The sequence below is a fragment of the Candidatus Limnocylindrales bacterium genome (genome assembly GCA_035626395.1).
Taxonomy (GTDB): domain Bacteria; phylum Desulfobacterota; class Binatia; order UBA1149; family CAITLU01; genus DASPNH01.
Genome location: DASPNR010000042.1, coordinates 430622 through 452119, shown reverse-complemented (window position 1 = coordinate 452119; position 21498 = coordinate 430622). Strand labels below are relative to the sequence as shown.

Sequence of the window (21498 nt, the reverse complement as noted above, 5' to 3'; positions counted from 1 at the left end):
TACAGACGAACCCGAAGTAAGGCGCGGCCGCAGTCCCGGTGGCCGTGCCTTGCGCGGCCTTGCCGGGCCTCTGCCGGCAGGGCCGCAACTTCCATCGGCCTTCGATTGCTACTCCAGCACCAGCGCGCACTGACACGACCCCATCTCGTGCACGCAGGAATGCTGGCCGTCGCACGAGCCGAGGCAGTCGGGCGGCCCTTCGATCAGGCCGCAGGGGAAGAAGACGTCGACGCCGTCGCAGATGCATGCGCCGTTGTCGGGAACGCAGGCGAAGTTCTGATCGCCGCAGGTACCATCGCAGGCCGGCGGCACTGCGTCCACGCAGCTGCGCGGCGTCCCCGCCGGTTGGGTCGTCGTCGTGGTCGCGGCGGGCGCGCCGAAAACGGCCGGCGCGCACATCTTGGACGTGCGAAATCCGGACAGCGTGCGGGTGCCGAACTGATCGCTCATCGTCAGCGACGGTGGCATCGACAGGTCGGGACATTTGACCGCGTAGCAGAGGAAGGCGTTCTGAAGATCCTGTCCGGCAACGTCGAGCGAGGGAGCATCGGCGTCTCCGAGCGTCTTCTTCACCGGGATGCACAGCTCGCGGCTTCGGATCTTGAGGCGGCAGCCGGCCTCGACGGCAAACGGCGGCTCGTGCAACGGGCGCAGGTCGACGATGCCCGAATAGGAGGCGGCGTCCTTGAGCTTGAAGCATTGCAGGTGATCGTGCGGCTGTGCGCCTGCCCCCGTCGCCGCGCCGGCCGCGATCAGCGCCAGCGCCGTGCAGCGGCCGATCCTCCGAAGCACCTGGTGATGCGACATCGCGCTCATCAATCGCTCTTGTCGCTGAGCTGGCTGGCGTCGTTGCGCGCGAAGGGCGCACTGAAGACGGCGCCGAAGCAGGTGCCGGCGCTGGCGCTGTGCAGCTGCACCGTCACCGTGCTCGACGGCGCCACCGCCAGCGGCGCCAGCGCGAGCAACGGGCCGCGCGCCTTCAGCTTGATGCGCGACCGGCCTTCGCCGCCGGTCTTCAGCAGCACCGAGGAGATGCCTGCCGGCGCGCCGTCGGCGCTTCGGTACTTGTAGCTGCCGGCGGCCAGCGCCACCCATGCCGGGCCCGCCGGAATGGCGCTGCTGACGAGCACGGCCGCCGCGCCGTCGTCGTAGATGCAGAGGTGATGGTCGTCGCCGGCCGTCGGGTCGCCGAAGCTGCTCACCGCCGGGCCCCTTCCCCACTTCCACTGCAGGCGGTCGAAGCTGCCGTCCTCGGAAAGCTTGATGCCCGAGCCGCCGCTTTGCGGCACCTCGCACGTCGGCATCGGCTGCGCCTGACCCGTGCAGACACCGGCGCCGTCGCAGGCGTCGTCATTGGTGCAGGCCTCGCCGTCGTCGCATGCAGACGCGAGCGCCTCGAGCTGACAGGCGCCGTCGCAGCAGTCGCCGGCGGCGAGGTTGCCGTCGTCGCAGGCTTCGCCGCCGGTGAGGACGGCGTTGCCGCAGGCGGTGAACGTGCAGTTGGCGTCGCAGCCGTCGCCGCTGATCCAATCGCCGTCGTCGCATTGCTCGCCGGCATCGACGTTGCCATCGCCGCAGCCGGCCTCGTCGGCGCCGATGTCGACGCGGCCGCCCGAGACGCGTGCGGCGCCGTCGATGTCGGTCTGTCCGGTACCGGGGTAGGCAGGATTGCCCGCATCGACGGCGGGCGATGCGGCCGTCAGATGCAGATCGCCGGCGCCGGCATCGACGAGCGCCGGATCGGCGAAGATGCCGCTTGGATCCTGCCCGGCCGCCTGCCACGCGGAAAAGCCGCTGTAGGATGCGCCGTCGTCGCCGAACTGCGCGGCGGCCGCTCCGTCCACGGTGAAGTAGAGGTTGTAGTCGAAGGAATTGCCTTCGGCAGCGTTGAAGGAGGCCACCATCGTGTTGGAGGGAGCGCCGTCGCCGGCATCGCGGGCCCAGACCAGGTTGTTCTCGAGCACGTTGTCGTTGCCGTACTGCACCCAGATCTCGCCAACCCCGTCGCCGGGGTCGGTCCCGTTCTTGTAGAGCGTGTTGTTGTAGAAGAAGTTGGCGTTGGCGCGGCCGACGCCGGCGCTGTAGCCGCCGAAGATGATGCCCACCACCCGGTTGCCGTAGACCACGTTGCTGCGCACGACGTTGCCGCTGGCGACGATGCCGGCGTTCTCGGCGCCGACCTCGATGCCGAGGTCGCAGCCGGTGACGGTGTTGCTCTCGACGACGATGTCACGCCCGCCGTCGATGTAGATCCCGCCCGAGAAGCCGCTGCCGCAGCGCTCGACCAGGTTGTCGCGGCAGACGCCTTCGCGCGCGACCAGCGACGGGTTCGGCTGGATGTCGGTCTCGCCGCCGATGAAGTCGATGGCGATGTTGTTGACGTCGTGCACGTAGTTGCCGCTGACCTCGAAGGCGCGCACGTTGCCGTTGAGCACCAGCGCCTCGCTCGGCTCCGGCTCGCAGTCGAAGATCTCGTTGCCCTCGATGACGAGATCCTCGATCGGTTGCGGCTCGGTGGCGTAGACGGTGATGCCCATCGCATTGTTGCCGCGGATCTCGCGGATGACGTTGTCGCGGATCTCGATGCCCTTGCCGCTGCCGAGAACACGGATGCCCGAGCCGTCGTTGACGCCGGTATTGTCGCGAACCGTGAACCCCACGATCGAGACGTGGCTCCTGCCGTCGATGAGCACGATGTTGTCGCCGGGCACCCCCGCGCCCGAAAGGATCGTCGCGGCCGCACCGCCCGAGGACTGCAGCACGATGGGGCTGCCGGGGCTGCCGCTGGACGGAAAGTGGATCTTTTCGACGTAGGTGCCTGGCGCCACCAGTACGGTATCGCCGGCGCCGGCCGCGTCGAGCGCTGCCTGAATCGTCGTGTGCTGAGCCGGAACGTGAATCGTGGCTGCGCTGGCAACCGCCGCCGCACCCGATACGCACCACCAGGCAAGCGGCCATGCGGCAACATTGGAACGCCTCGTCATGCTTCCCCCCTGCGCTGCGTCCCCACGCAGACGGGAGGAAGAATGACCGACGGCCGCTGCCTTGTCGACTCGGCTTCTGCCACAGTGACTGTACGATCGCTGCGGCTGCGCGACCGCCCGTGCATGAAGAACGTCCCCCTCCCCATCGCCCGGCTCTGCCGTGCCACCGGCGTACAGCGCGTCTATCGCGATGGCACCGGCGCCGTACGCGCTCCGAGCCTGGAGTCGCTGATGGCCGTACTCGGGGAGCTCGGTGCTCCTCTTGCGCGGCCCGAGGATGCGACGGCCGCGCTGCGAGACCTGCGCGAGCGCACGGCGCGGCGGGTCCTGCCGCCGGTGATCTGCGCAACCGTCGGGCAGGCTCTGTGGGTACCGCTGCAGGCGCAGCGTGGCGGACGCCGTCCCTGCGCGCGACTTCTGCTCGAAGGCGGCGACAGCATCGAGACCGGCACGGAGGAGGGTAGCGCGGCCTTCCTTCCGCCTGAGCGCAGCCGCTGGATCCTATCCGCACCACCGCTGACGACGCCGGGTTACCATCGCCTGGAAGTCGACGTCGGCGGTGCAGTGCACTCGGCGCTGGTGCTGGCCGCACCGGCAACGTTCCCGCAGCCGGCGACGAAGAAATGGGCGCTGTTCGCGCCGCTGTACGCGCTGCACACCAGCGAGCGCGACGAATTGGCCACCTACGGCGAGCTGGCACACCTCGGCCGCGCGGCCCGTAGCGCCGGCGCCGACTACGTGGGCACGCTGCCATTGCTCGCGGGCTTCCTGGACGAGCCGCTGGAGCCGAGCCCCTACTCGCCTCTTACCCGCTGCTTCTGGAACGAGCTGTACATCGACGCGCAGCAGGCGCCCGAGCTGCGCCATTCGGAAGCCGCGCGCAGCCTGCTCGAGAGCAGCGAGCATCGCCGCGCGTGCGCGGCTGCCGTCGGCGGCGCACGAATCGACTACGGCGCGGCGATGGCGGCCCGCCGCCGGGTGCTCGAGCACCTGGCCGGCGCACTCGATGCGCCGGCCAACGAGATGCGGCGCGACGCCTTCGAACGCGCGCTGTCGTCGGACGTCGAGCTCGGGCGCTACGCCGCCTTCCGCGCGGCGCTGCAGGAGCACCGCTCGCCGTGGAAGAGCTGGCCGCAGGCGCTGCGCGATGGCCGGCTCGACGCGGCCGACTTCGCCCGCGATGGATTCCGCTATCACGCGTACGCGCAGTGGCTCGCGCGTGAGCAGATCGCGGCGGCCGCGCAGTCCGCGCACGCCGGGTTGTACCTGGACCTTCCCATCGGAGCGCACGGCGACGGCTACGACACGTGGCGCTGGCGCCAGGGGTTCGCGATGGACTTTTCGGCCGGAGCGCCGCCGGACGCACTGTTCGCCGGCGGCCAGAACTGGAGCTTTCCGCCGCTGCACCCGCAGCGCGTGCGCGAGCAGGGGTACGCGCCGCTGCGCGCGGCGCTGCGCCATCACTGCCAGCACGCCAGCGTGCTGCGCGTCGACCACGTGCTCGGCTTCCACCGCCTGTTCTGGATTCCCGCCGACGCCGGCGCCGCCGACGGCGTCTACGTCAGCTACCGCGCCAACGAGTTGTGGAGCGTGCTCGCCATCGAGGCCGCGCGCACGGGCACCGTCGTCGTCGGCGAGGACCTCGGAACCGTGCCGGGACAGGTGCGGCGGCAGATCAAGCAGCGGCGCGCGCTGCGCATGTACGTGCTGCCGTTCGAAGGCCGTGAAGAGGAAGACGCGCCCGTGTGGCCGCCCGACGGCGACTGCCTGGCGTGCCTGGGCACGCACGACACGGCGCCGTTCGCTGCATGGTGGGAGAGCGCCGGACCATGGGGAGAGCGCATCCTGGCAATGATCCGCCGGCGGATCGAGGAAGGATCGGAGTCCGCGGCGGGCGCCGACCTGCTGGAGGCGCAGCGCCTGCTGTTGGCGTGGCTCGGCCGCTCCGATGCGCAGATCGTGCTGGTGAACCTCGAAGACCTGTGGCTCGAGCGCGAGCCGCAGAACCGTCCCGGCACCGCTACCAGCTCGGGGAACTGGCAGCGGCGCGCCGCGCTGTCGCTCGAACAGATTGCCCGCGATCCGGGAGTGCGATTACTTCTCGATACGCTCGAGCGCGCACGCCGTCACGCGCGCGCAGCTTCCACGACCGAGCGAGGGAGCAGCCGGTGAGCAGTCGCAAGAAAAAGACGACCGCAAGCGATGACGGCGAGGGCCGCGCGAGAAAGAGCGGAACGGCCAAGGCCGGACGCTCGGTCGCCAAGACCGCATCGGGCGCCAAGGCCGGCGGCGGCGCCGCCGATCCCGACGCGCCACGCACGCGCAGCAGGCGCGCGGCTTCCAAGACCGGGAATGCACGCGAGCAGACGCCGCGGCCGAGGCGCACGCGCATCACCCGCGTGCCGGCACCACCGGAGCCGGACGTCACCACCCCGCCGCCGGCGATCGAGCCTGCGCCCGCACCGCCGCAGCCGCCGGGACCCGTCTCGCCATGGCTGGGCGAGCACGATCTGCACTTCTTCAACGAGGGCACGCACCGGCGGCTCTTCCAGAAGCTGGGCGCGCACGTGGCCGAGCGCGACGGCCGCCGCGGCGTGCACTTTGCCGTGTGGGCGCCCAATGCGCGCTACGTCAGCGTCATCGGCGACTTCAATGCCTGGAACAGCGGCAGCGACCCGCTCCATCCGCTCGGCAGCTCGGGCGTCTGGGAAGGATTCTGCGAGAGCGCCGCGCGCGGCAGCCTCTACAAGTTCCACATCGAGTCGAGCGTCGACGGGCACCGCCGCGAGAAGGCCGATCCCTTCGCCATCTTCGCCGAGCAGCCGCCGCGCACCGCTTCCGTGGTCTGGGACCTGGAGTACGAGTGGAACGACCAGCAGTGGATGAAGACGCGCTGGGCACGAAATGCGCTCGATTCGCCGATCTCGATCTACGAGATGCACCTCGGTTCCTGGCGCCATCGCGAGAACGGGTGGTCGTACGGCTACCGGGACATCGCCGATCCTCTGATCGAGCACGTGCAGCGGCACGGCTTCACGCACGTGGAGATGATGCCGCTGATGGAGCATCCCTTCTACGCGTCGTGGGGCTATCAGGTCTCCGGCTACTTCGCGGCCACCTCGCGTTTCGGCACACCGCAGGACCTGATGTACCTGATCGACCGCCTGCACCAGGCCGGCATCGGCGTGATCCTGGACTGGGTGCCGTCGCACTTTCCCGAAGATGACCACGGCCTGGGGCATTTCGACGGCACCTATCTGTTCGAGCATGCCGATCCGCGCAAGGGCTTCCATCCCGACTGGAAGAGCCTGGTCTTCAACTACGATCGCAACGAGGTGCGGGCGTTCCTGCTCAGCAGCGCGATCTTCTGGCTCGACCGCTACCACGCCGATGCGATCCGCGTCGATGCCGTGGCATCCATGCTGTACCTGGATTACTCGCGCGGACACGGACAATGGGTGCCCAATGAGCACGGCGGCCGCGAGAACCTCGGCGCCATCTCGTTCCTGCGTGCGCTCAACGAGGCGGTCTACTCCGAGTTTCCCGATGCCCACACCATCGCCGAGGAATCGACGGCATGGCCCAAGGTCTCGCGGCCGACCTCGGCCGGCGGCCTCGGTTTCGGCATGAAATGGGACATGGGGTGGATGAACGACACCCTCGCCTATTTCTCGCGCGACCCGATCCACCGCCGCTATCACCAGAGCGCGCTGACGTTCCGGATGATCTACGCGTTCAACGAGAACTTCGTGCTGCCGCTGTCGCACGACGAGGTCGTGCACGGCAAGGGAGCGCTCGTGGCGAAGATGCCCGGCGACCCGTGGCAGCGCCTGGCCAACCTGCGCCTGCTGCTGGCCTACCAGTGGATGATGCCCGGCAAGAAGCTGTTGTTCATGGGCGGCGAGCTGGCCCAGCCCTACGAATGGAACCATGACGCGCCGCTGGACTGGCAGGGCTTCGAGGCGAGCCCGGAGCGCCAGGGCATCTCGCGCCTGGTCGCCGATCTGAACGCCCTGTACACGTCGATTCCCTCGCTGCACGAGCGCGACTTCGATCCGGCCGGCTTCGAATGGATCGACTGCGCCGACGCCGCCGGAAGCACGCTGTCGCTGCTGCGCTGGGACGCGCTGCATTCGACACCGGTCATGGCCGTGTTCAACTTCACGCCGGTGCCGCGTCACGATTACCGCATCGGCGCACCCAAGGCGGGCCACTGGCGCGAGCGCCTCAATACGGACTCGGCCCTCTACGGCGGCGGCGACCTCGGCAACATGGGCGGCGCCTCCACCGACGAGATGCCGATGCACGGCCGTCCCTGTTCGCTGCGCCTGGTGCTGCCGCCTCTGGCCGCGATCGTCCTTCGCTACGAGGGAGACGACGAGGCCGCGGCGGCGATCGAATGGTAGAGCCAGTCATGCGCGGTGCCCTCTGCATCCACGGCCATTTCTACCAGCCGCCGCGCGAGAACCCGTGGACCGAGCTGCTGGACGAGCAGCCGAGCGCCGCGCCGTTCCACGACTGGAACGAGCGCATCACCGACGAGTGCTATCGCGCCAATTCGCGTGCCCGCATCATGGCCGGAGCGGGGCTGCCCGACCGCACCATCAACAACTACGCGTTCATGAGCTTCGACTTCGGACCGACGCTGCTGCGCTATCTGGCGCGCGAGCAGCGCGACGTCTATGCAGCCGTGCTGGCAGCCGACGCCGAAGGCCGCGAACGCTTCGGCGGGCATGGGCCGGCCATCGCCCAGAGCTATTCGCATGCCATTCTGCCGCTCGCGTGCGATCGCGACCGCCGCACCGAGATCCGCTGGGGCTTGCGCGATTTCGAGCTGCGCTTCGGCCGCAAGAGCGAAGGCATCTGGCTGCCCGAAGCGGCGGTGGACACGCCGACGCTGGAGGCGCTGGTGGATGAAGGCGTGCGCTTCACCGTGCTGGCACAGCGCCAGGCGGCGCAGGTGCGAGAGCCGGGCGGCGCGTGGCGTCAGGTCGGCGCCACCAGCGGCATGCTCGACACCCGGCGGCCGTATCTCGTTCGGCTGCCGTCGGACCGCACCATCGCCGTGTTTCTCTACGATGGCGGTCTTGCGCACGACGTCGCCTTCGGCGGAGCGCTGAGCGACGGCGCGGCGTTTCTTCGCACGCTCGAGGAAGCCGCCCGCCACGAAGGGGCCGGCCGCCTCGCGGCGACTTCGCCGTGCCTGATCCACTTCGCCACCGACGGGGAGACGTTCGGGCATCACCATCATTTCGCCGACATGGGCCTGGCTTGGATCCTGGAGTCGGCGGCGCTCGGTCGCAGCCGGCTCGACCTGACCGTCTACGGGCGATGGCTCGAGCAGCATCCGGCGGTCGTCGAAGTGCGGCTTCACGAGCGCAGCTCCTGGAGCTGCATCCATGGCGTGGAGCGGTGGCGCTCCGACTGCGGCTGCCACGCAGGTCGCCGCGGCGGCGGCTGCCAGCGCTGGCGCGGGCCGCTGCGCGAGGCGCTCGACGACCTGCGCGATCGGCTCGGCGGCATCTTCGAGCGCGAAGGCGGTGCGCTGCTGACGTCGCCGTGGGAAGCGCGGGACGCCTACGTCGAGCTTCTCGTCGAGAGGACGCCGGAGAGCGAGCGGGAGTTTCTCGCACGCCACGGCCGCGGGCAGCCGAAGCCGCGCCAGCGCGCGCGGATCTTCGAGCTGCTGGAGATGCAGCGCCACACGCTGCACATGTATGCGAGCTGTGCGTGGTTCTTCGACGATCTCTCCGACATCGAGCCGCTGCAGGGGCTTGCCCATGCGGCGCGAGCCATCGAGCTTTCCGGAAAGGCGGCCGAGGAGATCGAGCAGCGCTTCGTCGCGGTGCTTGCCCAGGTGCGAGGCAACGACGGCGACGTGGGTGACGAGCTTTACCGCCGCGTCGTCGCACAGAGACGGCCACAGGGGGTGCGGGCCCCAGGTGCACGGAGGCGTTCGGCGGCGCGGTGAGGACGCTGCAAACGCTCGACCTCACCGCGCCGCGCAGCCCTCGCTGCGCGGCGTACTGGCGTCAGCGGTGCCTGGCGGACATAACGCTCAGAGAGCCAATGGCGTCGTCGCCGGAGCTCGGTGTGCCTGCGCTCTTGCAGGTCGCGCCGTAGCCGTGACGATCCACTGCAACGCCGAGGGGAAAGGTAGATGTACGATCACGTTCGGATGTTCGGATTCTGTGGGCTGCTCATCGTCGCCGCCGCCGGCAATGCCGCCGCGCAGAGTTGCGGCGACACCGTCGGACCCGGCGCGACGGTGACGCTGGGCGCGGACATCACAGGCTGCACCGGGGCCGGCAACGCGTCCCTCATCGTGATCGGCCCGGTCAAGCTGGATATGGCGGGACACCAGATCCAGTGCGATGCACTGAACCCGGGGGCCGGCATCCATGTATCCGGCGAAGGCGCGCAGATCACCGGCGGCTCGGTGCGCGGCTGCGCGACCTACGGCGTGCGCCTTGCCGGCACCGGCAAGCATTCGCTGTCGAACATGGCGATCAAGGGCATCGACGGCACCGGCGTGCACGTATTCCTCGGCTCCGACCGCAACAAGCTCACGGGCGTGGCCGTCACCAACGTTTCGGGGACCGGTCCCGGCTTTTTCATCGAAAGCGACAAGAACAGCATGCGTTCGCTCGTGGCCACGAACCTGACCAATGAAGGCTTCATCCTGGGCGGAACCGGCAGCAAGGTCTCCTCGATCGTGGCAGCACAGGCGGACAAGCAAGGCATCGTCGTCACCGGCGAGTCGCTCAAGATCGACGACTGCGAGTCGGTCAGCGCGGGCAACGACGGCGTCGAAGTCAATGGCACGGCGAACCGACTCAGGAACTGCACGGCTTCGCGCAGCACGGGCTCGGGCTTCGTCGTCAATGGCGGGGACAACTCGATCGAACGCAGCGACGCGAGCAACAACGGGCAGCGTGGCTACGAGCTTACCGGGCCGGGCACGACGCTGGAGGCCAGCGCCGCCACCAGCAACTCCGGCGACGGAGTTTACGTGGACGACGACGATGTCCACGTCCGCGGCGTGCGCTCGGTCAACAACGGCGGCAACGGAATTCAGGTCGCCGGCGGTACGGGCAACGAGATCACCGGCAGTGTGGCGCTGGAGAGCGGCGGCACGAACGACGTGCGCGACACGACCGCCTGTGCTTCGTCCACCTGGACGGACAATACGTTTCGAACCAGCAACGATCCGTGCATCGAGTAGCAGAACCTGACCTGCGCGGATCGACCGCTGGCGCAATCTGGCTGACCGGCATGTGCGCAAAGCGAGGCTGACGCGCCGTCGAGGCCGCGTCCGCGGTTCCGACTCGGGCAGCGGCGGCGGCGAGGCGCGAGGCCCCGCTGCCGCCGCACCCAAATTCAGAGGGGCAGGCAGACGCTGGGCTGGCCGCTGCAGATGAAGCCCGACTCGACCAGGCACTGCGCGCTGCAGCCGTCGCCATTCTCGGCCGGCGGGGCATCGTCGCACTCCTCGCTGCCTTCGATCATCCCGTCGCCGCACACGGCGGCAGGAACCGTCGTCGTCGGCGCAATGGTCGTGGTCGTGGCGTCGAGCGTGGTCGTCACCGGCAGCGTCGTGGTCGTCACCGGCAGCGTCGTGGTCGTGACGACGCTCGTCTCGGCAGGAACACACAGGCGCTTGGTCTTGAAGCCGCTGACGGTGCGCGCGCCGAACTGGTCGACGGCCGCCATGTCGGAAACGTCCAGCTTCGGACACTTCATCTTGTAGCAGAGGAACGAATTCTCGAGGTGCTCGCCGCCCACGTCCTCGACGGGACTCGGCGGATCCACGTGCGCCTTCGACGACGGCGTGCAGAGCTCCTTGCTGCGCGTCTTGAGCGTGCAGCCCGGGGTGACCGGAAAGTCATCCGACGTCGGTGTCAGATTGATCACCGCATTGGTCTTGGTGTTCGAGTCCTTGATCTTGAAGCAGGTCAGATGATCCCCGCTCACGCCGGCAATACCCGGCGTGGCAGCGACGACGCCGCCCAGGACCAGAATGCCGGTCATACGCGCGATAGTGGAAAGCATGTTTCCCTCCTTCCGCAGCAGCGGAGCGGAGGTTTTACGGCGATGAGTATCGCTGCGCCAGCGTCGAGTCGGCGCTTTTGCGGGGGCCAATCTCACTTCTTTGTTTTCTACCCAGGTGGGCGAACTTCCGGATTGCCTACGAGCTGCGTCGACGCGAGGGGCGCGGCGACGACCGACTGCACACCTGCCGGCACAGGAGGCGCTACCTCGAAGCATCGCCGGCGGTCTCGAAGTCCGAATTCCCGACGGCACCAAGAATCCTTGCCGCGCGGCGGCGGCCACACTGGATCGGAGAAACGTCGCCCCTTCGCACCGCAGGCGTGGTCCCGCTATAGACGGCCGCGGGGATCCTGGAGCAACCGGAAGTGCGCAAACAACATGACCCCTCCGAGCTTCGTGCTCGCCTTCGCCTGCTCGGCGACAACCTGTGGTGGAGCTGGGACCGGCGCCTCGAAACGATCTTCTGCCGCATCGATGCGGATCTGTGGGAGGCGACGGGACACAATCCCACCGCCTTCTCCATCGATGTCTCCGACGACAAGCTGCGCGAGCACGCGGGCGCCATCGCCGCTCCTCTCGCCAAGATCGAGCGCGCGCTGCGCGCCTACATGGAGCCGCCGCGAACGTGGGCTTCGCAGCACTGTCGCGGCCTGGCCGCCAGCACCATCGCCTACTTCAGCCCCGAGTTCTGCATTCACGAGTCGCTGCCGATCTACTCGGGCGGCCTCGGGGTGCTTGCCGGCGACCACCTCAAGAGCTGCTCGGATCTCGGCATCGCCACGGTCGGCGTCAGCCTGCTGTACCGGCACGGCTACTTCCGCCAGCACATCCGCAAGGACGGATGGCAGGCCGAGGAATACGAGGATCTGGATCCGGACCGCGCGCCGATCACGCGCGTCCGCACCGCGCAGGGCAAGCCGGTCTCGGTGCACGTGCCGCTCGGACTTTCGGTGATCGCGGCCGACCTGTGGCAGGTGCAGGTGGGACGCTGCCGGCTGCTGCTGCTCGATCCGCACCAGTATCCCGAAAGCGTGCTGCCCGGAGCGCTGCGCCTGTACGGCGGCGACAGCATCACGCGCCTGGTGCAGGAGGTCGTGCTCGGAATCGGAGGCTACCGCGCGCTCAAGGCCGTCGGCATCCGCCCCTCGGTCCTGCACATGAACGAAGGACATTCGGCCTTCGCCGCCTTCGAGGCCATCGCCGATCGCATGGAAGAGACCGGGCTTCCCTTCGATCAGGCGGCCACCGACGTTGCGTCCGCGGTCGTCTTCACCACGCACACGCCGGTCGAGGCAGGACACGACCGCTTCGCGGCCGAGCCGCTGCTGGCGATGCTCGCGCCGGTGCGCAAGCGGCTCGGGCTGACGCCGCAGGAGCTGCTCGCGTTCGGCCGCGTCCACCCCGAGGACGAGCACGAGACGTTCTGCATGACCGTGTGCGCAATGAAGCTGGCGCGCCACACCAATGCCGTCAGCAGCCTGCACGGGCACGTCTCGCGCCGGATGTGGAAGAGGCTGTGGCCGCAACGCCGCGAGCTCGAGGTCCCCATCGGGCACGTCACCAACGGCGTGCACGTGGCCACGTGGCTGGCGCCCGAGCTGGCCGAGCTGTACGGGCGCAACCTGGCGCGGGAGGCATTCGATCCGACGCACGCCGAGGGCACGCGCAGCGAGCTGATGGTCATCGACGAGGATGCGCTCTGGCGCACCAAGCGCCAGCTGAAGGCGCGCCTGCTCGAGTTCGTCAAGGCGCGCGCCGCCGCGCGCTACGCGCGCCTCGGTCTGACCGAGCCCGTGCCGGACCTGCATCCGGAGGCGCTGACGATCGGGCTGGCGCGGCGCTTCGCCCTCTACAAGCGCGCGCTTCTACCGTTCCACGACTACGAGCACCTTCGCGAGCTGGTGACCGATCGTGATCGCCCGGTGCAATTCCTGGTCGCCGGCAAGGCGCACCCGGCCGACGAGCCGGCCAAGAAGGTCATCGCCGCCATTCACGAGCTGACGCTCGAGCAGGGGCTCCAGCACCGCGTCGTCTTCGTCGAAGGCTATGACCAGGCCGTCAGCCGGATGCTGCTGGCGGGATGCGATCTGTGGCTGAACGTTCCGCGCCGCCCGCTCGAGGCGTGCGGCACCAGCGGCATGAAGGCGGTGCTCAACGCCACGCTCAACTGCTCGACGCTCGACGGCTGGTGGGACGAGGCCTACGACGGCGCCGGCGGCTTCGCGGTCGGCGACGGCAGCGTGCACGTCGATCCGGCGGTGCAGGACGAGCGCGATTCGATCGCGCTGATGTCCGTGCTCGAGAACGAGGTCGTCCCGCTGTTCTACGAGCGCGGCGACGACGGCATCCCCATGGAATGGCTGGCCCGCGTCAAGCACGCGCTGGCCACGATGGCCTATCGCTACAGCGCCGATCGCATGGTGCTGGACTACGGAACGCGCCTGTATGCGCCGGCGGCGGGCCGCGTCAGCGCCGAAATCCGCGACTGAGCCCGCATCGGCATGGACATCGTCCCGCTGCACGCGCAGATCGCACACCTTCCGCTGGCGCTTTCGCTGCTCATGCCGTTCGTGGCTCTCGGCGTGCTGCTGGCGTGGCGGCGCGAGCATCTGCCGCGCGCCGCGTGGCTGATCGTCGTGGCACTGCAGGCGGTGCTGTTCGTGACCGCGATGGCGGCCGAGCGCACCGGCCACCAGGAAGAGAAACGCATCGAGCAGCTCGTCGCCGAGCACGCCGTCGGAGTGCACGAGGATGCCGGCGAGACCTTCGCATGGGTCAGCGGCGTCGTCCTGCTGATCACGCTGACGGTGCCGGCCATGGGCAACGCCGGCGCGGCGCAGGCGCTGGCGGCCGTGTCGGTGGGCGCGATGCTGGTGGTCCTCGTCCTCGGCTATCGCACCGGGATCGCCGGCGGGCGCCTCATCTACCAGCACGGTGCGGCCAGCGCCTACGTCACCAGCGACCCTGCCGCACGACAACAGGAGCCGCAGGCGCCGTGATGCGAGTCCCGGTGCGCCGTCCGACCCCCTGATCCCGCAGCATCGGATGACGTGCTGCCTGCAGATCGATCGAAGTCCCATGCGAGCGCTCCTGTCCCCGACGACGGGGCCGGATAGAATGCACCGAGGTGGGCAAGTTTGACTTCCTCAGCTTCGTGATCGGTGCCGCGTCGGTGACGCTGGCGTTTCTCGCGTATCACGGCCTGCGCATTCTCATCAGCGCTCGCGTGGTGCTGCAGGAGACGGAGGAGGCGCTCGGCGGCGTGGTCGAGGACGAACGCGACCGCCGCGCGCGCGAGGTCGTCGAAGCGGCCAAGGCGCGCATGCGCTGGCAGGCCACGCCGTATCCGGAATGGGTCCGCCCTCTGGTCGACGAGGTGCCGCGCCTGGTGATGGCCATCGCGCAGGTCTATCACCCCGAGTCGCCAAACCCCGTGCTGGCGCCGGGCCTGAGCCGCTTCGCACGCGCCGTCGAGCTGACCGCCGCCGACATCGGGCACTTCCTGCAGAACAGCCGCGTCGGCCGCCTCGTCGACGTCAGCGCCCATACCGCCCATCGCGCCTGGCACCTCAGCAAGGCGGTGCAGAGCCACCCGACCTACGTCACCGCCAACAAGTGGTATCGCTACATCCGGCCGGCATGGCAGGCGATGCAGTACAACTCGCCGCTGATGTGGGTGACGCTGACGGTTTCCAACGTCGCGGTGCGCACGCTGCAGCCGAGCATCCTCAACATCGTCGCCCGGCGCGCCATCCAGCTCTACGGCCACCACGGCTTCGATCCGCCGCTGCCGGTGGAGACGCTGACGCCGGAGGAGGGAGCGCCCATCGAGGAGGATCCCGACCGGCCGCTGCAGCCTTGAACCGGCACGCCTCCGGCCGGGCGCAGGCCCGACAGCGAGACCGACATGGGTCACCCCGGCGGCGCCCGCGCACGAAAGCGCCTGCGCAGTCTGCGTGGCGCGAGCCGATCCTGCTTTTTGGCTCACCGCAGTCGCTGCTACGTTGCAATGCATGATGCGAAGACTGGCCGCCGCTCTCCTGACGGCAACGCTGTCCGCGCCACCTGCGCTCGCCCTGGAAGCGCCGCCGCAAACCGGCACAGGCAAGCCGCTGGTGGTCTGCCTCGGCGACTCCCTGACCGAAGGCTACGGCCTTCCACCCGAGCAGGCCTATCCGGCCCTGGTCGAGAAGGAGCTGCGTGCGAGCGGATATCCGCACATCGAGGTCGTCAACGCCGGCGTCAGCGGCTCCACCTCCGCCAGCGCGGTCGCGCGCCTGAAGTGGCAGCTTCGCCGCAAGCCCGACATCCTCCTGCTCGCGCTCGGCGCCAACGACGGCCTTCGCGGCATCGACCTGTCGCAGACGAAGAAGAACCTGGCCGAGGCGATCGACCTCGCCAAGGACAACGGCGTCGTCGTGCTGCTCGCGGGCATGCTGCTGCCGCCGAACTACGGCCGCGACTACACGCAGACGTTCCAGAAGATGTACACGGACCTCGCCCGAGAGAAGAACGTGGCGCTGCTGCCGTTCCTGCTCGAAGGCGTCGCAGCCGATTCGACCAAGAACCTGCCCGACGGCGTTCACCCCAATGCCTCCGGATACGAGATCGTGGCAAGGAACGTGACGCGCCACCTGCGGCCGCTGCTCGAAGGGCTCGACGCCTCCTCGAAGCTGGGGCCAGGTCTCCCATTGGAGCATTTCGCGACGCACCGAAGAAAAAAGCTCGAATGCGAGGCCTGACCCCTGTCGTGCGCGCGGCGGCGCTGCACAAGAGCTACCCCGGCGCGGCCGGTGCCATCGAAGTGCTGCGCGGCATCGACCTCGAGGTCGCGCGCGGGCAGACGCTGGCGGTGGCCGGCGAGTCGGGCAGCGGCAAGTCCACGCTGCTCGCGCTGCTGGCGGGCCTGGACGTGCCGACGGCCGGCGAGCTGGAGGTGGCGGGCGTGCGCATCGCTTCGGCGCCCGAGCATGCGCTGGCCGACTTCCGCGCGCGCACCGTCGGCATCATCTTCCAGCACTTCCACCTGATCCGTTCGCTCACCGCCATCGAGAACGTGCGCCTGCCGCTCGAGCTGCGCGACGGTGCCGATGCCGACGGGCGCGCCGCGCGCGCGCTGGCGGCGGTGGGGCTGGATCATCGGCGCGATCACTTCCCGGCGCAGCTCAGCGGCGGCGAGTGCCAGCGCGTGGCCATCGCGCGCGCGCTGGTGACCGAGCCTGCCCTGCTCCTGGCCGACGAGCCCACCGGCAACCTGGACGAGCGCACCGGACGGCAGGTCGCCGACCTGCTCTTCGAGCTCGTCGAGGCGGCCGGCGCCACGCTCGTGCTGGTCACGCACAGCGCGGCACTGGCGGCGCGCTGCTCGCGCTCGCTGCTGCTGCACGACGGCGTCTTGACCGAGCGCGGCGCCGCGGCGCGGGCGGCCAGCGCATGACGCTGCTGCGCCTGGCGCTGCGCGATCTGATGCATCAGCGCGCGTTCGCGCTGTTCTTCATAGCCAACCTCGCGCTCGGCCTCAGCGGAGCGCTGCTGCTCGATTCGTTGCAGGGCTCCATCGAACGCACCTTGCACGCCCGCTCGCGCGCCATGCTCGGCGCCGACGTGCGCATCGCCTCGATGCGGCCGCTGCAGCCGGACGAGATCGCGCGCATGGACGCCGATTCGCCCGCCGCCGCCTCCTGCGACCTCGTGCAGATGTACTCGATGGCTGCCGGCCGTCACGCCCGGCTGGTCGAGCTGCGCGGCATCGACGCACGCTTTCCGCTGGCAGGCAGCATCGTCCTGGCCGGTGGCGGAGCCGTCACGCCCGCGCATCACCAGCGACTGGAGAAGGAGGCGCAGGCGTGGGCCGACCCCGCCCTGCTCGGCCAGCTCGGCATCGAGCTCGGCGACACGGTTCGCATCGGCAGCCTCGAGGTGCGCATCACCGATACGCTTGCGCGAGACACCGGCCTTTCCCTCCGCGCCGCCTCGCTGGCCCCGCGTCTCTACGTCGCGCTGTCTCGCATCGCGCAGACCGAGCTGGTGCAGACCGGCAGCCGCGTCGAGTACCAGCACCTGCAGCTGCTGCCGCGCCAGGCCGACGCCGACGCCGCCGCACGGCGGCTGCGCGCATCCGTCAGCGACGCGCGCGTGCGCATCACCAGCCACGGCGAGGCCGCAGCCGAGATCTCCGGCGCCTACACGCGCGTGACGCGCTACCTCGGCCTCGTGTCGCTGTGCGCGCTGGCGCTGGCGGCGGTGGCCTGCGCGTATCTGTTCCACGTCTTCCTGCGACGTCGCCTACCCGACCTGGCGATCCTGATGAGCCTGGGAGCGCGGCGGCGCCGCGCGCAGGTGCTGCTGCTGCTCGAGCTCGTGGTGCTGGCGGGCGCGTCCGCGATCGTGGCCTGCGCCGTCGTCGCTGCCGCGCTGCCGGCCGCGGCCAGCGCGTTCGCCGACGTGCTGCCGCGCGAGCTCACGCTCGGCGTCGGCGCGCGCGAGACCGTGGCTGCGCTCGTCGTCGCGCTGCTCGTGGGGCCGGTCTCGTGCCTCGGAATGCTGGCACGGCTGGACTCGTTGCAGGTCTCCGAGCTGTTCCAGGAGCAGGCCACGCTGCACCTGCATCGAAAGCGCCTGCAGGCGTTGTGGCATGTGCCCGCTGCGCTGGTGTTCCTGGTGCTGGCGGTGTGGCGGGCCGGCGATCTTCGACAGGGCGCCTACTTCGTCGGCGTCGTCGCCGTCGCGTTCCTGATCGCGGCGGCGCTCGGGCGCGTGATTCTTCCTGCGGCCGCGCGGCTGGGCGAGAGGTCGAGCGTTCCGGTGCGGCTCGCGCTTCGCCAGCTCGCTCCGCACCGGCGCGGCTCGGTGACCGCCTTCGTCGCGCTGGCGCTGGCGGCGCTGCTGCTGGGCCTCCCGCCGCAGCTGCGCGCGCTGCTGGCAGCGCAGCTGGACCCGCCGGAGGAAGGCGCGATCCCGAGCCTGTTCCTCTTCGACATCCAGCCCGAGCAGACCGAGCCGCTGCGCGAGCACGTGCGCACGGCGGGCGTGGAATTGCAGCGAGTGGCGCCGATGGTGCGCGCGCGCCTGCAGGCCATCAACGGCGACCCGGTCGCCGGCGAAGTTGCAGCCGCAGGCGGCCGGCGTCCCGGGGCAGGCGGCGACGTCGAGCGCATGCAGGCACGCACGTACAACCTGACCTGGCAGCAGGAGCTGGCGGCGACGGAAACGCTGGTGGCGGGAATGCCGTTCTCGGGGAGCTGGGACGGCAGCGGCGTGGCCGAGATCTCCGTGGAGAAGGGCTTTGCCCGCCGACTCGACCTGTCACTGGGCGACACGATGCGCTTCGACGTGCAGGGCGTGCCGGTCGAGGGCCGCATCGTCAACCTGCGCGAGGTCGATTGGACCAGCCTTCAGCCCAACTTCTTCGTCGCCTTTCAGCCGGGCGTGCTCGAAGGTGCGCCGGCAGTCTTCCTGGCCTCGGTGCCGTCGCTGCCGCGCGAGCAGCGCGAGCGCCTGCAGGCGAGCATCGTCGAGCGCTTCCCGAACGTGTCGATGATCGACGTCACCCGCGGCGTCGAGCGCGCGCTCGATCTGCTGCAGCAGCTCCAGTGGGCGGTGTCGGCCACGGCCTGGACGGCATTGGCCGTGGGGCTGGCGCTGATCTTCGCCATCGCACGCGACGAGGCCGACCAGCGCCGCTGGGACCTCAACCTGACCAAGGTGCTGGGCGCACCTCACTCGCTGCTGCGCGCGAGCGTGGCCATCGAGTTCGCGGCGCTCGGCGTGAGCGCAGCCATCGTCGGGTGCACCATCGGCGTGGCCGGCTGCGCCGTGCTGGCAACGACGCTGCTGGAAGCGGAGCTGGCGCTGGCGTGGCCGGCATTGCTGGGCGTGGTGGCGGGGCTGCCGTTTCTGACGGCGCTGACCGCACGGATGGCGATGCGAGGCGTCCTGCAGGAACGACCACTGCTGTCGCTTCAGGCTTGACCGGACGGCACGTGCCGCGGGCGCCGGATACGGCGCGCAATGTACCTGCCGCATCGTTCCGGGTAGGAACCGCGCATGCGGGCTCTGGACGTCGCAACCTCTTATGCCGCGAGCATCGCTCGCGCCGGCACCGGCATGCAGGTGGGAACGCTGGGCGCACGGCCGCAGCGGCCGCTCGACCTGTACGAGTTCGAGGCCTGCCCGTACTGCCGCAAGGTCCGTGAAGCGCTATCGTTGCTCGACCTGGACGCGAACATCCACCCGTGCCCGCAGGGCGGCCCGACCTTCCGGCCCGTCGTGCGCCAGAAGGGAGGCAAGGAGCAGTTCCCGTATCTGGTCGATCCGAACACGGGCGCCGAGATGTACGAATCCGACGAGATCGTGCGCTACCTCTACTCGCGCTACGGCGACGGCCGCGTTCCGTGGGCGCTGTCGCTGCCGGTGGTCACCGACGTCACCTCCAGCCTGGCATCGGCGTGGCGCCTCCTCGGCGGCCGCAGCTATCGCAATGCCAAGATGCCCGCGCAGCCTCTGGAGCTGTGGAGCTTTGAAGCCTCACCGTATTGCCGGCTGGTGCGCGAGAAGCTCTGCGAGCTCGAGCTGCCCTACCTGCTGCACAACGTCGCCAAGGGCAGCGCCAGGCGAGCCGACTTCGTCTCGCGCTCCGGCCGCATGATGGTTCCCTATCTCCACGATCCCAATACCGGCTCGGAGATGTTCGAGTCGGCCGACATCTGCGCGTATCTCGAGCTGACGTACGCGCGCTGAGGATCGCGCATCCCGTTCGCGACGAGCGCCGACCGCCTCGCTGCCAGCGGCACGCTTCCGGCTCGACCAGTGACGGCTCAGCGCCGCCGCGAGGATCGTTCGCCGCCCAGCCGTTGCAGGAGCGCGCAGGCCGCCGCCGGCGCGCGCACCTTGGCGCCGTCGATGACGAACAGGAACACGTCGCGCGGCCTGCTGATCTTGCTCGGCGGCGAAGCCTCGGCGGCATTCGATGCGCGCGCCCGCTTGCACACGTAGGTCAAGCCCGCCGGCTGCTCCCCGCCTGCCCACTCTCGCGCCGCCTTCGCCCATCGCGTCAGCGAGCGCGTGTCGTAGCCGGTCTCGATGTCCTCGCGCGACCGCTGCAGGCGCGCGTAGACGAAGCTGCCCGTGACATCGGCGATCTGCGGGTACTCCTCCGAATCGGCCACGACGACGGCGACGCCGGCGCGGCGCGCGAGGGCGATGAACTCGGGCGTGCGAAAGCTCTCGTGCCGGGGCTCGATCGCATGGCGCAGCCGCACTCCGTCGAGCTTGCGCGGCAGCAGCGCCAGGAACGCCGCCACCTCCTGCGGGTCGAACGCCTTGTGCGGCATGAGCTGCCACAGAATGGGTCCGAGCTTGGGGCCGAGCTCGGTCAGGCCCTGCGAGAAGAAGCGCCGCACGGCCTCGGCGCCCTCGCCGAGATTCTTTCGGTTGCTGCAGGTGAACGAGCCCTTGACGCTGAACACGAAGCCGTCGGGCACGGCCGCGGCCCACGCGGCGAAGCTCTGCGGTTTCTGCAGCCGGTGGTAGGTGGAGTTGATCTCGATGGCCGTGACGGCGCGGCTGGCGAATTCGAGCTCGCGAGAGTGCGGCAGGCCCGGCGGATAGAACACGCCGCGCCACGGCTCGAAGGTCCAGCCGCCGATGCCGACGAAGATCCTGCCGCCGCGCTTGCCGATCAGATCGATTCGAGCTCGGCCTGCAGCGGATCGGCCGCGATCGTCGGAATCTCCGACAGCAGCGGCATCAGCTCGCGCGCGCGCGCCAGGTCGTGCGGCGTGTCGATCTCGATCCAGTGGAAGCCGTCGATGTTGATGCCCTGCACCAGGCCCTGCGACGCCAGCATGTCGACCGCCGACAGATACCAGCGCCCCTGGCCGCCGGGACGGTTGACGACCTCTTCCAGCGCGGCCAGGAAGCGACGCGGCGCCTCGCCGCGGAACAGCGAGACCCCGATGGCCTCGCCGTCGACGATGTCGCTCGGCAGATCCTTGCCGATGCGCGTGACGCGGCCACGCCGCCACTGCACCTTCATGTCGTCGTGATCGTAGGCGTCCTTGCAGGCCACCGCGATGGAGACGGCCTCACCGGTGCTGTCGAGCAGGCGTGCGATGATGCCCGGATGGAAGAGCGTATCGCCGTTGAGGAGCAGGAACTCGCGCGCCATCGCCGAGCGCGCCGCCAGGCAGCTGACCAGGTTGTCGCTGCGGTCGAAGAGCGGGTTGTGGATGGTGCGCACGCGAACGCCGGGCGGGCAGACCCTGCGAAGCTCGGCCTCCACTTGCACGGCGCCGAAACCCACCACGACCACGACCTCGTCGATGCCGGCAGTCGCCAGGGCGAGGAGCTGCGCTTCCAGGACCGTGGGTCCGTTGAGCGTCAAAAGACATTTGGGCCGGTCTGCCGTCAGCGGCAGCAGCCGGCGTCCCTGGCCGGCGTTGAGAATGATCGCCCTCACCCG

At 69.6% G+C, this 21498-nt stretch carries 16 protein-coding genes; 11 read left to right on the top strand and 5 right to left on the bottom strand.

What is annotated here, in order from left to right:
* Positions 1-108: 108 nt before the first annotated feature.
* Both VEC57_17645 and VEC57_17640 read right to left on the bottom strand, forming a co-directional pair.
* The gene (locus VEC57_17645; GenBank protein HYC00962.1) at positions 109-816 is read right to left on the bottom strand and encodes a hypothetical protein; all 708 of its coding nucleotides are present in this window, start codon (positions 814-816) and stop codon (positions 109-111) included.
* The gene (locus VEC57_17640; GenBank protein ID HYC00961.1) at positions 816-2984 is read right to left on the bottom strand and encodes a choice-of-anchor Q domain-containing protein; all 2169 of its coding nucleotides are present in this window, start codon (positions 2982-2984) and stop codon (positions 816-818) included. The genes VEC57_17645 and VEC57_17640 overlap by 1 nt, the downstream gene beginning before the upstream one ends.
* A 123-nt stretch (positions 2985-3107) precedes the next feature.
* Between VEC57_17640 and VEC57_17635 the strand changes: the two genes are divergently transcribed.
* The 4 genes from VEC57_17635 to VEC57_17620 all read left to right on the top strand — a co-directional run bounded on the left by VEC57_17635 (position 3108) and on the right by VEC57_17620 (position 10209).
* The gene (locus VEC57_17635) at positions 3108-5156 is read left to right on the top strand and encodes a 4-alpha-glucanotransferase (GenBank protein HYC00960.1); all 2049 of its coding nucleotides are present in this window, start codon (positions 3108-3110) and stop codon (positions 5154-5156) included.
* A complete protein-coding gene (glgB, locus tag VEC57_17630; protein ID HYC00959.1) occupies positions 5153-7390 on the top strand; it encodes a 1,4-alpha-glucan branching protein GlgB in 2238 nt (745 codons plus the stop codon). Before VEC57_17635 ends, glgB begins: the two co-directional genes overlap by 4 nt.
* Before the next feature lie 8 nt (positions 7391-7398).
* Positions 7399-8955 carry a DUF3536 domain-containing protein gene (locus VEC57_17625; GenBank protein ID HYC00958.1) on the top strand — a complete coding sequence of 519 codons (1557 nt, stop codon included), beginning with the start codon at positions 7399-7401 and terminating at the stop codon, positions 8953-8955.
* Positions 8956-9162: 207 nt separating this feature from the next.
* Positions 9163-10209 carry a right-handed parallel beta-helix repeat-containing protein gene (locus VEC57_17620; protein ID HYC00957.1) on the top strand — a complete coding sequence of 349 codons (1047 nt, stop codon included), beginning with the start codon at positions 9163-9165 and terminating at the stop codon, positions 10207-10209.
* Between the two features lie 155 nt (positions 10210-10364).
* Here the strand turns inward: VEC57_17620 and VEC57_17615 are convergent, their stop codons facing one another.
* Complete coding sequence (locus VEC57_17615) at positions 10365-11036, bottom strand: hypothetical protein (GenBank protein ID HYC00956.1); 672 nt, start codon at positions 11034-11036, stop codon at positions 10365-10367.
* Between the two features lie 365 nt (positions 11037-11401).
* Between VEC57_17615 and glgP the strand changes: the two genes are divergently transcribed.
* The 7 genes from glgP (at position 11402) to VEC57_17580 (ending at position 19775) form a co-directional block, all read left to right on the top strand.
* Positions 11402-13525: an alpha-glucan family phosphorylase gene (gene glgP / locus VEC57_17610; GenBank protein ID HYC00955.1), complete on the top strand. Its 2124-nt coding sequence runs from the start codon at positions 11402-11404 to the stop codon at positions 13523-13525.
* Between the two features lie 12 nt (positions 13526-13537).
* On the top strand, positions 13538-14035 hold the full coding sequence (locus VEC57_17605; GenBank protein HYC00954.1) for a hypothetical protein: 498 nt from the start codon (positions 13538-13540) through the stop codon (positions 14033-14035).
* Between the two features lie 128 nt (positions 14036-14163).
* On the top strand, positions 14164-14898 hold the full coding sequence (locus tag VEC57_17600) for a hypothetical protein (protein HYC00953.1): 735 nt from the start codon (positions 14164-14166) through the stop codon (positions 14896-14898).
* A 151-nt stretch (positions 14899-15049) separates the two neighbouring features.
* The gene (locus VEC57_17595; protein HYC00952.1) at positions 15050-15778 is read left to right on the top strand and encodes an arylesterase; all 729 of its coding nucleotides are present in this window, start codon (positions 15050-15052) and stop codon (positions 15776-15778) included.
* The gene (locus tag VEC57_17590; protein ID HYC00951.1) at positions 15766-16473 is read left to right on the top strand and encodes an ABC transporter ATP-binding protein; all 708 of its coding nucleotides are present in this window, start codon (positions 15766-15768) and stop codon (positions 16471-16473) included. Before VEC57_17595 ends, VEC57_17590 begins: the two co-directional genes overlap by 13 nt.
* Positions 16470-19007, top strand: a complete 2538-nt coding sequence (locus VEC57_17585; protein HYC00950.1) for an FtsX-like permease family protein — start codon at positions 16470-16472, stop codon at positions 19005-19007. Before VEC57_17590 ends, VEC57_17585 begins: the two co-directional genes overlap by 4 nt.
* Before the next feature lie 75 nt (positions 19008-19082).
* The gene (locus tag VEC57_17580; GenBank protein HYC00949.1) at positions 19083-19775 is read left to right on the top strand and encodes a glutathione S-transferase N-terminal domain-containing protein; all 693 of its coding nucleotides are present in this window, start codon (positions 19083-19085) and stop codon (positions 19773-19775) included.
* 77 nt (positions 19776-19852) lie between these two features.
* Here the strand turns inward: VEC57_17580 and VEC57_17575 are convergent, their stop codons facing one another.
* Entirely contained in the window at positions 19853-20650 is a 798-nt protein-coding gene (locus VEC57_17575; protein HYC00948.1) for a DUF72 domain-containing protein, read from the bottom strand.
* Positions 20651-20715: 65 nt separating this feature from the next.
* Positions 20716-21495, bottom strand: a complete 780-nt coding sequence (locus tag VEC57_17570) for an NTP transferase domain-containing protein (GenBank protein ID HYC00947.1) — start codon at positions 21493-21495, stop codon at positions 20716-20718.
* Positions 21496-21498 lie beyond the last annotated feature (3 nt).